Origin of the sequence: Phaeovulum veldkampii DSM 11550 (assembly GCF_003034995.1) — a bacterium.
GTDB lineage: Bacteria > Pseudomonadota > Alphaproteobacteria > Rhodobacterales > Rhodobacteraceae > Phaeovulum > Phaeovulum veldkampii.
In genome coordinates, this window is record NZ_PZKF01000010.1 from 1 (window position 1) to 12,318 (window position 12,318).

The following is a 12,318-nucleotide window of genomic DNA, read 5'->3' on the forward strand; positions in this document are numbered from 1 at the left end:
GCCGGGGTAACAGAAGCCGAATATGCCGCCGCAAGGGGCGTTTCCGTCCGGACAGTGCAGCGCGAACGCGCATTGCGCACCGGGCCTGCCTTTATCCGTTTGGGCCGGAAAATCTATTACCGGCGAGCAGCGATTGAGACTTGGCTAATTGCCAATGAGCAAGAGCAGCCGCGCGCAGCCGGGGGCCGGAAATGATGGCCGCCGCAGATACCCGCCTGAATTCGCGCGAGGTGCAAGCTGCCGTGGCCTTTATCGCCTTGCGTGCCGCGTCACAGGCGGACGCGGAAAAGGGCATAGTTTCGGCAGCACTCGCAATCGTCTTGGCTACACGCGGGCCGGTTGGTGCCGTTGATTACTTCCGCGACCTTGCCGATGTGATCGAGCGTGACGTGGTATTGCCGCCCGGCGAGGCCATGCAATGACCAAGCGCAAAAAGTCACCCGAACTTTTGACTGGTCCGATCCGCCCGGACGTCGTCCGGAAAATCTGGCTGGTCAACAATTGGCCAAAGCTATCCTATGCGGACCGAAAAGCCTTCCTCGCCCGTTTGGATAAAGATCTGAATCTCCGTCCGGAGGATGAGCAGGAATGAGCAATCAACAGACACCGGCGCAGATTGCCGCCCGCCTGATTGAAAACGGATACCGGCCAGTGCCTTGCAGAGGCAAGCGCGCAATCCCGACCGGGTGGACCGATGAAGACTTCACACCCACAGACTTCGCGCAGACGCCAAGCGTCGGGATCAAGACGGGCCAAGGCGTCGCCTTTGTCGATATTGATGTGACGCACCCAGAGGCAAGCGCGGCCATTGTGGCGGAATGGATGCGCAGGCATCCGGGCGGATTGCAGCGCACCGGCCTTGCGCCAAAGACCGGCTTTCTTGTGGCAAGTGACTTTGCCCGCAAGCAAGAAGTGAAACTGCCCGATCTTGGCGAAAAGGACAAAGTCGAAATCCTTTCCAATGGTCAGCAATTCGTCGCGTATGGCCTGCATCCCGACACCGGCAAGCCTTACCATTGGCACGGCCTGGACCCGCTAGACGGCTTCCTTGGCGTCAAAGAAGCGTTGCAAGTCGTTTCCGAGGCGGAGATTAAAGACTTTCTCGCATGGGTGGCGGAGACATACGGGCCGAAAAAGCCCGCGCCGAAACTGTCAGAGCAAGCGACACCGCGCGCCGGATCATATGACATGACACGGGACAAGACCGCCTGCGCGGATGAGGTGGCCGAACTCTTGTCCTACATCCCGCCGGATTGCGGTTATGCCGATTGGCTTTCCGTCTTGATGGGCCTGCATGAATGGTCAGGCGGATCACAAGGGGGGCTTTCCATCGCGGAAAGCTGGTCAGCACAAGGCACTAAATACAAGCCCGGCGAAGTCGCCGCCAAATGGGCGGGCTTTGACACAAGCGGCGGGACCAATTGGGCGACCGTCCCGGGCCTTGCGCGGGCCAATGGGGCCGATCTAAGCGCCATTGCGCGCAAGTATCGTGGCCGATCAAGTCAGACGCCCACGGGGCAGAACAACGCGCCACAGGGGCAACAGAACCCGCCAAAGCCCAAGCCGCCCGCGTTTCAGTTTGTGCCGGTGGCCGATCTGAAATTCCGCGCGCCTGAATACATCATCGGCGAACTGATCGAGACGGAAACCCTGGGTCTGATCTTTGGCGATCCGGGTTGCGGCAAGTCGTTTCTGGCCGTGGACATTGCCTTGTCAGTCGCCACAGGAACCCGTTTCCATGGGCGGGACACAAAGCAAGGATCGGTTTTCTTTATCGCAGGTGAAGGCCACAACGGGCTTGCGCGGCGCTTTGCAGCGTGGAGCCAAGCCCGACAGGTGCCACTTACCGGCGTTCCCCTCTTCAAGTCTGAAAGGGCCGCGCAGCTAATGGATGAGGCAAGCGCAACAGCCGTAGCGGAAGCCGTGGCCGATCTGGCCGCACAACATGGCGCACCGGCGTTGATTATCATCGACACCTTGGCCCGGAACTTCGGCGCAGGCGATGAGAACAACACGCAAGACATGAGCGTCTTTGTGGCGGCGGTGGATCAATTGAAAGCCCGTTTTCCGGGTTGCGCCGTCTTGATCGTTCACCATTCGGGCCATGCGGAAAAGCAACGGGCGCGCGGGGCCATGGCCCTAAAGGGGGCGCTGGATTGCGAGTATCGCGTGGAAAAGGACGGCGCGGAAATGCGCCTGATCAACACAAAGATGAAGGATGCAGAACCGCCTAGGGATTTGTTCTTTCGCTTTCAGGAAATCGAACTGGACGGCATGGCACAAAGCGCCGTCCTAATTGCCACAGACGCGCCGGAGAGGATCGAGAAGCTAAGCCCGACCCAAAGGCTAGCCCTTAGCACATACGAAACCGCAGGCGCGGCGGCGGGCCTATGGGGCGAGGAAGGCTTCTTAGGCGTCCAGTTGGAGGATTGGCGAGCCGCCTTCTATGCGAAACACACCGGCGATACCGCAGACGCCAAGAAGAAAGCATTTCAACGTGTCCGGCGCGATCTGGTCGAAATGGGCAGGATGACGGCCAAGGATGACGTCTATATGTCCACCGATCCGGCGATCATCCTTGGCGTAAAGTTACACCGGGACAAGCGGGACAAAGCGGGACAAATTGAAGAATGTCCCGATGCAGAAGCGGATATTAGCGGGACAAACGGGACAAATGCTTAAGGCATGTCCCGTGTCCCGCACCGACTGGGCGTTGATGTGATGATGAAAGCGGGACAAGCGGGACAATCTGCCCGCGTGACCGATCGGCAGCACGGGGCAGCCTACCTTAGAACAATTCTAAAAAGGCTTGGCCCTTTGGCTGGTAAGTGATATTCTATCAATTGCCATGATCGAAAGACGCCATTTAGATCAACGGTATGGGCTGATTACATGGCGATTTGTCACTGGATTTGTCACAGATGAAAGCGCAACAGGCACCGGAAAGATACTCGCAAGGCTGGATTGCCGGGCTGGACATGCGCACCGCCTTGGGCCGCGACATGGCCGCGCGTTATCTGACCGTTTGCGACGATCTGGGCGGTGAGGCTTCCTTGTCCTATGCGCAGCGGTCTTTGATCGAACGGGCCTTGTGGGCAGAGTATTGGCTAGCGTCGCAAGAGCGCGAACTAGCGGAAGGGCGAGAGTTTGACGCGGGCCGGTGGACACAGGCTAGCAATGCCCTGCTAGGTCTTTGGCGAACGCTTGGCCTAGAACGCAAGGCAAAGGACGTCACCGATCTGTCAAGCTATCTGCGGCGGAAAGCGGAGGCGGGCTAATGGTCACGATCCGCGACGCAATGACCGATCCTGTCTTGTTCGGCGATACCTTCGCCGGGCCTTCCTTCGCAGCATGGCGGGCGCTTCTTTCCGGCTTCTATGGCTTGCCGTTGACCGATGATGAGGCGCAATCCTTCCTTGCCCTTACAGGACGCGCAGAGACGCCCACACAGGCGCATGATGAACTTTGGCTAGTGGTAGGTAGGCGCGGCGGCAAGAGCCATGCAGCGGCGCTTGTGGCGGTCTTTGAGGCAGCGTTTCAGGATCACCGGGCCAAGCTGGCACCGGGCGAGATTGCGACCGTGATGTTAATTGCAGCCGATAGGCCACAGGCGCGAACCTTGCTTCGCTATGTGCGGGGCATGTGCGATCACCCGATGATCCGGCCCATGGTGCAGCGCGAGACGGAAACCGGGATCGAACTGACAAACCGTTGCGCAATCGAGGTTGGCACCGCGTCTTTCCGATCCGTTCGCGGTTACACGTTAGCGGCGGCGATCTGCGATGAGGTGGCCTTTTGGCAATCGGAAGGCGCGTCACCTGATGCGGAAATCATCGCAGCCTTGCGCCCTGCATTGGCAACGCTTGGCGGCAAGCTGATTTGCCTTTCGTCACCTTATGCCCGGCGCGGCGTTCTATGGGATGCGCACCGGCAGCATTTCGGCAAGGCTGGTCGCGTGCTGGTCGCGCAGGCACCTAGCCTGACGATGAACCCGACATTACCGCAGCGCGTTATTGATGACGCCATGCGAGACGATGCGGCGCGGGCGTCTGCGGAGTATTTTGCGCAGTTTCGCAGCGACATAGAGGCGTTTCTTAAGGTGGAACAAGTGCAGGCTGCGCAGCGTTCCGGGCCTTTGGAACTGCCAAGGCGTGCGGGAGTGTCTTATGTGGGCTTTGTTGATCCGACCGGCGGCGGCGCGGACGAATTCACCTTGGCTATTGGTCATCGCGAGGGCGAGGCGCTTGTGGTTGATCTGGTCCGGGGCCGAAAGGGAAATCCGGCAGCGATTTGCGCGGATTACGCGGCGACGTTGAAGGCATACGGGATTACGCAAGTTGCGGGCGACCGATACGCGGGCGAATGGGTGCCGACTGAATTTGCCCGGCATGGGATACGCTATCAGGCGGCAGCCGGGGTGCGTAGCGAACTTTATGCAACGCTTGCGCCTGCCCTGAATGCTGGCGCGGTGGAATTGCCGCCCTGCGAAGTGGTGGCAAAGCAATTGACAGCCCTAGAGCGCAGGACAACGCGCAGCGGGCGCGACATGATTGATCACCCGCCCGGCGGTCACGATGACCGGGCCAATGCGGTTGCGGGGGTGGTTGCACAAATGGCGAGGAAGGAAGCGCAGGCGCGCATTCGTTTCCTTGACGATGGATTGGACAGCGTGACGCTGGATCAAAACGGTGAGGCGGTCAGCGTGACGCTGCGCGGCATCATCGGTGGCTTTCATTGAAAAACCGATGAGGTAATCAAATGCAGACTGAACTGAAAGCGGCGGTTGAGACCGTCGAGAAACTGAACGAAACGATCCAAGGTCGTTTCAACGGGCTTGAGCGCGAAATTCTTGCGATCAAGCGCAGCGGGCGTGTCACCGGCGATCTGGGCGGTGAGCTTGGCGCGGAAGCGAAGGCCATGGGTGCCTATTTCCGCAACGGCGAAACAAAGGCGCTTTCCGTCACGTCTGACGGTCAAGGCGTCAGCGTTCGTTCGGATTGGAATGATCGGATTTTTGCCCTTGTGCGAGAGTCCAGCCCGATGCGTGCGGTTGCTTCGGTCATCGCCACGTCAAAGAACGAAATCGAGGTGCTGGTGGACCGTGAGGAACCCGCTAGCGACTGGATCGGCGAAACCGGCGTTCGTGCTGGCACCGCCGCGTCGTTTATGACCCGGCACAAAATCGCAGTTTCAGAGCATTACGCTTTGCCTAGCGCGACGCTGGACATGCTGGACGATAGCGATTTTCCGGTGGAGCAATGGCTGCAAGGCAAGATTGCGGATCGTTTCGCCCGGCAGGAAGCGGCGGCGTTTATCAATGGTGACGGTGTAGGTCAGCCGCGCGGCATCCTTGATTATGATCTGGTGCCGGATGACGAATTCGCATGGGGTGCCGATCCGGCGAACTATGCGATTGGCGCGATCTATACCGGGGCAGCGGGCGCATTGCCTGCCATGCCTGCCGGGGCCGATCCTTTGGCCGATCTGGTGGACGCCCTAAAGGCACCGTATCTGCCCGGCGCTAGCTGGATGATGACGCGCGCCATGCGAAACCGCATTCGGAAGCTGAAGGATGCGGACGGGCGTTTCATCTATCAGGCGTCGCTGGATGCTGCCATTCCTGACCGGCTGATGGGCTATCCCGTCAATCTGGCAGAGGACATGCCCGCGCTTGCCGATGGGGCCGTGGGTGCCTTGTTTGGCGACTTCCGGCAGGCTTACACGATTGCGGATCGGATCGGCCTTGCCGTGATCCGGGATCAGTTGACGCAGCCCGGCTTTGTTCGCTGGTATGTCCGCCGCCGCGTCGGTGGCGCATTGACGAACCCGGAAGCGGTCAAGGCGCTGGTCTTGGGCGTCAAGCCTGCGGGCGAGTGATCAAGAGAAAGGCCGGGGGGTGAAGTCAGACACACTTTCCCGGCGGCGGTGGCCGATTTGCTCCTTTCCCGGTGACACCGCAAAACCTGGGCGGGCTAGCGTGATGCTGGTCCGCCCTTCTTCTTGGGGGTGACATGATCAACGCGGAACTGGCCTTGTGGCGCATGGTCTTGTTTATGGGACTGAACGACCCGGACGCGGCGCGATGGATGCGCGGCGAGGACTTCCGCATGGTTTGCGCCTTGGCAGGCTTCGATTCGGCGGCGGTCAGGCGTGCCGTAGCCTCTGGAAACCTTCGCCCGTTTGGCAGGAAGGAAGCCGGTGACAAATCCAGTGACAAGGGAAAAATAAGCAAGAAAACCCGCCTGAGGCGGGCTTCTAACTAGCTGATTTTCTTGGGATTTTTGGCTCCGGCGGTAGGGATCGAACCTACGACCAATTGATTAACAGTCAACTGCTCTACCGCTGAGCTACGCCGGAACACGGGGGCTGTATAGCGGGGTGGATCGGGGGCGTCCAGAGGGATTTGTGAGATTTTTGATGGTGAATCACAAGTGCCGGAACAGGGTGTCGGCGCTCGGGATTCCTTCGGATATGGCAACTTTTTGTGAAGCGATATCAATAAGATGTGCCAAGATATTGCGGGTTGCGGCGGGCAGGAGTGGCGCGGGGGTGTCGGTGTAAAGGCGCTGTGCCAAGGTTGCGGCGTTGGCCGGGCCATCGTGCAGGGCGGCCAGAATCTGGGCCGTTCGCGCCCTTCGGTGGGCAGCCAGGTCGGCGATCCGGGCGGCGGGGGCTGCGACCGGGGCGCCGTGGCCGGGGAACAGGCGCGGTGGGTGCGCTGCGGCGAGGCGGTCGAGCGAGGTCATGTAATCATTCAGATCGCCATCGGGGGGAGAAATCAGCGTGCTGGCCCAGCTCATCACATGATCGCCCGTAAAAGCGCCTCCTGCCCAAAGAAAACAAAGGTGGTTGCAAAAATGCCCCGGAGTGTGCAGCGCCTGCAATTGCCAGCCCGCGCCCGTCACCACAGCGCCATCTGCAAGGCAGATGTCAGGGGCGAATTCGGCATCCACCCCTTCACCACCGCAGGTCAGCCCCTCGGCTGCAAGCCGCGCCATCAGCGCCGAGCGGCCCGCGGCGGGGCCGCCGAAGGCCAGCACCGGCGCGCCGGTGGCGCGGGCCAGGGGGCGGGCGGCGAGGGAATGGTCCAGATGGGCATGCGTTACAAAAATATGGCTGATGTGCTGGCCGGGCGCCAGCGCGGCGCGGATCGCGGCCAGGTGGCGGGGGTCGTCGGGGCCGGGGTCGATCACCGCAATTTCGGTCTCGCCCAACAGATAGGTGTTGGTGCCCCACAGCGTCATCGCCGACGGGTTGGGCGCCAGAATGCAGCGCAGGCCGGGGGCGAGGGAAACCGGCTGGCCGGGGCGGGGGGCGTCTGTCATCGGGGCTTTCCTGTGCGGGCCGTCGCGGGTAGGGTTGGGGCATGGATTTCGGCTGGCTCAAACGCATGATGCCGCGCGGGCTTTACGGGCGGGCCGCGCTGATCCTCATTCTGCCGGTGGTCACGATCCAGCTTGTTGTCTCGGTCGGATTCTTGCAGCGCCATTTCGAGGATGTCACGCGCCAGATGACATCGAGCATGGCGCGCGAGGTGCGCCTGGTGGCCGATCTGGTGGCGCTTGACGCGGCTCCGGCAGCCGCGCTGGCCCGTGCCGGGGCGGTGGCGGGCCCCCTTGCGCTGGAACTGGCCCTGCCGGTTGCGCCCGAGGCGGGCGATCCGCGGGTGTTTTACGACCTTTCCGGCCGCGTCGTGATCGCCACGCTGCGTCAGGCGGTGGCGGGAATCACGCTGGTCGATCTGTCGGATCTGGACCATGTGCGGCTGGTGCTTGGCACCCGGCACGGGCCGATGCAGGTGCAATTCGCGCGCGGGCGGGTGTCGGCCTCGAACCCGCATCAGTTGCTGGTGCTGATGGTGGCGACCGGGCTGTTGATGACCTTCATCGCCTATGTCTTTCTGCGCAATCAGTTGCGTCCGATCCGGCGGCTGGCCGAGGCGGCGCAGGAATTTGGCAAGGGCAGGGTGCTGCCTTATCGGCCCGGTGGCGCGGCCGAGGTACGGGCGGCGGGCACCGCCTTTCTGGAGATGCGCGCCCGGATTGACCGGCAAACCGAACAGCGCCGGCTTATGTTGTCGGGGATCAGCCACGATCTGCGCACACCGCTGACGCGGCTGAGGCTGGGGCTGTCGATACTGCCCGAAGACGAGGATGTTGCGGCGCTGGAACGCGATGTTGACGAGATGGGCCGCCTGATCGACGCCTTTCTGGACTTTGCCCGCGATGCCGGGTCGGAAGAACCCGCCGAGACGCTGGACCCGGTCGAGTTTGCCGCCGCTCTCGTCGAGGATGCGCGCAGAGCCGGGCAGGATGTAACGCTGACCGGGATCGAGGGGCAGGGCCGTGCCACCTTTCGCCCCGGCGACCTGCGCCGGGCGCTGGAAAACCTGATCGGCAATGCGGTGCGCTATGGCGGCCGGGCCGAGGTTTCGGTGGCGCTGGGGCCACGATCATTGCGCTTTACCGTCGAGGACGATGGCCCCGGCATCCCGCCCGAGCGGCGTGACGAGGCGCTGCGCCCCTTTACCCGGCTGGACCCGGCGCGCAACCAGAACCGGGGGCAGGGTGTGGGCCTGGGCCTTGCGATTGCGGCCGAGATTGCACGCAGCCATGGCGGCCAGTTGCGGCTGGGCGAAAGCACGCGACTGGGCGGGCTGAAGGCCGAGGTGATGCTGCCACTCTGAGTTTTCCGCTGTAATCCGGGGCGCCCCGCCGCAGTGGGCTAGCCGCGCCAAACGCCAAGAACCCAGGCCAGCAACCAGCCCCAGACGCCCAGCGACAGTGCCAGCGCGGGCATCAGCCACCACCCCGAGGGCCAGACGCGCTGCGCTGTCCGCGCGGGTGCCGGGGTGGCTCTGACGGGGGGCGTGCCGTCGATTTTGTTGCGCATGGGTGCGATTCCTTGCCCGGTCGGCATCTCGTCAGTCTGGCGGCAAAATCTTAACAACTTTCCACAGGCGCCCCGCCGATGTCGCTTGGATGTTCCGGCGACGTTGGGAAAAAGTTAACAGCCGCGTGACACGCTGTAAACGCTTGGCGACCCCATGGGAATCGGCCATTCTGCACCATCGGCAAGAGATCGCCACACGCGGGCTTTTCCGCCGATTGGAAGGATATGTTGAACCCGTGCCTCCCCGCCCCTAGATATGGGCCATGATCGGGGAGGGCCGGGGCTGCCAAGCGTGGGGCCGGTGCCCTCCTGCCACAGAGGAAAAAGAATGACCCAAACGCTCGCACCCAGCTACCCTGTGCTGCCCTTGCGCGACATAGTCGTGTTTCCGCACATGATTGTGCCCCTGTTCGTAGGGCGCGAAAAATCGGTGCGCGCGCTGGAAGAGGTGATGGCCGATGATCGCCAGATCCTGCTGTCATCGCAGATCGACCCCGGCGTTGATGACCCGGCGGCCGATGGCATCTATCGCGTCGGTGTTCTGGCCAACGTGCTGCAACTGCTGAAACTTCCCGATGGCACCGTCAAGGTGCTGGTCGAGGGCAAGGCGCGGGTGCAGATCACCGAATTTCTGCCCAATGAGGCATTTTTCGAGGCGCGCGCCGTCGAACTGGCCGAAACACCGGGCGACGAGGCGACGGTCAAGGCGCTGCTGCGCTCGGTCGCCGAGGAATTTGAACGCTACGCCAAGATCAAGAAAAACATCCCCGAAGAGGCGATGAGCGCGGTGTCGGAAACGCGCGAGGCCGACAAACTGGCCGACCTCGTTTCGGGGCATCTGGGCATTGAGGTGTCGCAAAAGCAGGGCCTGCTGGAAACGCTCGACGTGGCCGAACGGCTGGAAAAGGTCTTTGGCCTGATGCAGGGCGAAATGTCGGTGTTGCAGGTCGAAAAGAAGATCAAGAGCCGTGTCAAAAGCCAGATGGAGCGGACCCAGCGCGAATATTACCTGAATGAGCAGATGAAGGCCATTCAGAAGGAACTGGGCGATGGCGAGGACGGCCAGTCGGAACTGAACGAACTGGAAGCGCGGATCAACGCCACCAAATTCTCGAAAGAGGCGCATGACAAGGCGCAGGCCGAGCTGAAAAAGCTGAAGTCGATGTCGCCGATGTCGGCCGAGGCCACGGTGGTGCGCAACTATCTGGACTGGCTGCTGAGCCTGCCCTGGGGCGTGAAATCGCGCGTCAAGAAAGACCTGACCGCGGCCGAGGCGGTGCTGGATGCCGACCACTACGGGCTGGAAAAGGTCAAGGAGCGGATCGTCGAATATCTGGCGGTGCAGGCGCGCAGCGCCAAGCTTAAGGGGCCGATCCTGTGCCTCGTCGGCCCTCCGGGCGTGGGCAAGACGTCGCTGGGGCGCAGCGTGGCGCGGGCCACGGGGCGCGAATTCATTCGCATCAGCCTTGGCGGGGTGCGCGACGAATCCGAGATCCGCGGCCATCGGCGCACCTATATCGGCTCGATGCCGGGCAAGATCATCCAGGCGCTGAAAAAGGCGAAAACCACCAATCCGCTGATCTTGCTCGATGAAATCGACAAGATGGGGCAGGATTTCCGGGGTGACCCGGCCAGCGCCATGCTGGAGGTGCTGGATCCGGAACAGAACGCCACCTTTGTCGATCACTATCTTGAGGTGGAATATGACCTTTCGAACGTGATGTTCCTGACCACGGCCAACAGCTATAACATGCCGGGGCCGCTGCTGGACCGGATGGAGATCATTCCGCTGGCGGGCTATACCGAGGATGAAAAGCGCGAAATCGCGCGCCAGCATCTGTTGCCCAAGCAGATCAAGAATCACGGGCTGAAAAAGGGCGAGTTTGCCGTTACCGATGCCGCGCTGACCGAAATGATCCGCGGCTATACCCGCGAGGCGGGGGTGCGGAACCTGGAACGCGAGCTGGCCAAACTGGCGCGCAAGGCGGTGACCGAGATCCTCAAGGGCAAGGTCAAATCGGTCGAGATCACGCCCGACAGCCTGGAAGGGTATCTGGGCGTCAAGCGCTACCGCTATGGCTTGGCCGAGAAAGAGGATCAGGTCGGCGTGGTCACGGGCCTCGCCTGGACCTCTGTCGGCGGCGATCTGTTGCAGATCGAGGCGGTCAGCCTGCCCGGCAAGGGCCGGATGAAAACCACCGGCAAGCTGGGCGAGGTGATGAAGGAATCGATCGAGGCGGCATCTTCGTTCGTGCGATCAATCGCGCCCGAAATCGGGGTGAAGCCGCCGAAATTCGAAAAGGTGGACATCCACGTTCACGTTCCCGAAGGGGCAACCCCCAAAGATGGCCCCTCGGCCGGCGTGGCGATGGTGACGTCGATCGTTTCGGTTCTGACCAGCATTCCGGTGCGCAAGGATATCGCCATGACCGGCGAGGTCACCTTGCGCGGCAACGTGCTGCCGATTGGCGGCTTGAAGGAAAAGCTGCTGGCGGCGCTGCGCGGCGGGATCAAGACCGTGCTGATCCCCGAAGAAAACGCCAAGGATCTGACCGAAATCCCGGCGAATGTGAAGGCTGGGTTGCATATCATTCCGGTGTCGCATGTGCGCGAAGTGCTGGCGCAAGCGCTGGTGCGGATGCCCGAGCCGGTGGAATGGGACGAAGAGGCCGAGGAAGCGGCAGCAAAGGCTGCCCATGACGCGGCGGCTACCAATGCTGTCACGGGGCAGGTGGCACACTAAGCGGCGACCGAACCAATCAAAAGCGCGCCAATTGGCGCGCTTTTCGATTCGTGGTCGCGGCATCGCGCAACGTTGAAAGTGGCTTACTTGGGCCGAGGCTCGTCGTCATTGTTCGACGAGGCGATGGCGGCGATGGCCACCAGCAGCAGCAGCGGCACGATCAGGCCCGCGTTGCTGGTCGAGGCCTGTTCGACCACAACGGGCTCCGCCTCGACGATCGGAGCGGAATAGCCGCCCGCCAGCGCAAGGCTGGAGGTGGTGGCCAGGATGCAGGAGGCGAGAAGCAGTTTTTTCATCATGTCATATCCACAAAACATAGCCTACATCTTTGAGACAAGAAGACGTGCCGCAAAGATGCAGGCATTGTATCACGCGCGAGCATAGGCTGCGCTTTTCTCAGTTTATCTGTCGACCACGGTCATCATCGGCTCTTCGTCGTCATTGTTCGACGAGGCGATGGCGGCGATGGCCACCAGCAGCAGCAACGGCACGATCAGGCCCGCGTTGCTGGTCGAGGCCTGTTCGACCACAACGGGCTCCGCCTCGACGATCGGGGCGGAATAGCCGCCCGCCAGCGCAAGGCTGGAGGTGGTGGCCAGGATGCAGGAAGCGAGAAGCAGTTTGCGCATGGTAGGCTCCTTTGCAACTTTGGTTTGATAATCAGGATCCGCATTCGTATGGCA

14 protein-coding genes and 1 tRNA gene are annotated in these 12,318 nt (G+C 61.8%); 10 read left to right on the top strand and 5 right to left on the bottom strand.

The features are described 5' to 3' along the window. The 8 genes from C5F46_RS17280 to C5F46_RS05850 all read left to right on the top strand — a co-directional run. A partial coding sequence (locus C5F46_RS17280; RefSeq protein WP_412779345.1) for a helix-turn-helix domain-containing protein occupies positions 1-195 on the top strand: 195 nt, incomplete at its 5' end. Continuing rightward, positions 192-422, top strand: a complete 231-nt coding sequence (locus C5F46_RS05825; RefSeq protein ID WP_107324426.1) for a hypothetical protein — start codon at positions 192-194, stop codon at positions 420-422. The genes C5F46_RS17280 and C5F46_RS05825, both read left to right, overlap by 4 nt. Next, positions 419-592: a hypothetical protein gene (locus C5F46_RS16590; protein WP_168796855.1), complete on the top strand. Its 174-nt coding sequence runs from the start codon at positions 419-421 to the stop codon at positions 590-592. Before C5F46_RS05825 ends, C5F46_RS16590 begins: the two co-directional genes overlap by 4 nt. Next, entirely contained in the window at positions 589-2,682 is a 2,094-nt protein-coding gene (locus C5F46_RS05830) for an AAA family ATPase (protein ID WP_107324427.1), read from the top strand. Before C5F46_RS16590 ends, C5F46_RS05830 begins: the two co-directional genes overlap by 4 nt. A 239-nt stretch (positions 2,683-2,921) precedes the next feature. After that, a complete protein-coding gene (locus tag C5F46_RS05835; RefSeq protein WP_107324428.1) occupies positions 2,922-3,278 on the top strand; it encodes a hypothetical protein in 357 nt (118 codons plus the stop codon). Beyond that, positions 3,278-4,738 carry a hypothetical protein gene (locus tag C5F46_RS05840; protein ID WP_181317733.1) on the top strand — a complete coding sequence of 487 codons (1,461 nt, stop codon included), beginning with the start codon at positions 3,278-3,280 and terminating at the stop codon, positions 4,736-4,738. The genes C5F46_RS05835 and C5F46_RS05840 overlap by 1 nt, the downstream gene beginning before the upstream one ends. A gap of 20 nt (positions 4,739-4,758) precedes the next feature. Next, complete coding sequence (locus tag C5F46_RS05845; RefSeq protein ID WP_107324429.1) at positions 4,759-5,877, top strand: phage major capsid protein; 1,119 nt, start codon at positions 4,759-4,761, stop codon at positions 5,875-5,877. Between the two features lie 134 nt (positions 5,878-6,011). Continuing rightward, positions 6,012-6,263 carry a hypothetical protein gene (locus C5F46_RS05850; RefSeq protein WP_107324430.1) on the top strand — a complete coding sequence of 84 codons (252 nt, stop codon included), beginning with the start codon at positions 6,012-6,014 and terminating at the stop codon, positions 6,261-6,263. 19 nt (positions 6,264-6,282) lie between these two features. On the opposite strand, the gene C5F46_RS05855 is transcribed toward C5F46_RS05850, so the two are convergent. Next, positions 6,283-6,357 (bottom strand) — tRNA-Asn (locus C5F46_RS05855). Positions 6,358-6,425: 68 nt separating this feature from the next. Beyond that, a complete protein-coding gene (locus C5F46_RS05860) occupies positions 6,426-7,325 on the bottom strand; it encodes an MBL fold metallo-hydrolase (protein ID WP_107324431.1) in 900 nt (299 codons plus the stop codon). Positions 7,326-7,366: 41 nt separating this feature from the next. On the opposite strand from C5F46_RS05860, the gene C5F46_RS05865 reads away from it, so the two are divergent. Then, a complete protein-coding gene (locus C5F46_RS05865) occupies positions 7,367-8,686 on the top strand; it encodes an ATP-binding protein (protein WP_107324432.1) in 1,320 nt (439 codons plus the stop codon). A 38-nt stretch (positions 8,687-8,724) separates the two neighbouring features. Here C5F46_RS05865 and C5F46_RS16595 read toward each other — a convergent pair whose 3' ends face one another. Continuing rightward, positions 8,725-8,892 (bottom strand): hypothetical protein, encoded by a 168-nt coding sequence (locus C5F46_RS16595; protein ID WP_168796854.1) that lies wholly within the window; start codon positions 8,890-8,892, stop codon positions 8,725-8,727. A 328-nt stretch (positions 8,893-9,220) separates the two neighbouring features. Between C5F46_RS16595 and lon the strand changes: the two genes are divergently transcribed. After that, positions 9,221-11,635, top strand: coding sequence for an endopeptidase La (gene lon, locus C5F46_RS05870; protein ID WP_107324433.1), 2,415 nt, complete (start codon positions 9,221-9,223; stop codon positions 11,633-11,635). A gap of 83 nt (positions 11,636-11,718) precedes the next feature. Here lon and C5F46_RS05875 read toward each other — a convergent pair whose 3' ends face one another. After that, positions 11,719-11,934: a hypothetical protein gene (locus C5F46_RS05875; protein ID WP_328588556.1), complete on the bottom strand. Its 216-nt coding sequence runs from the start codon at positions 11,932-11,934 to the stop codon at positions 11,719-11,721. A gap of 102 nt (positions 11,935-12,036) precedes the next feature. Next, positions 12,037-12,264: a hypothetical protein gene (locus C5F46_RS05880; RefSeq protein ID WP_107324434.1), complete on the bottom strand. Its 228-nt coding sequence runs from the start codon at positions 12,262-12,264 to the stop codon at positions 12,037-12,039. Between the last annotated feature and the right edge of the window lie 54 nt (positions 12,265-12,318).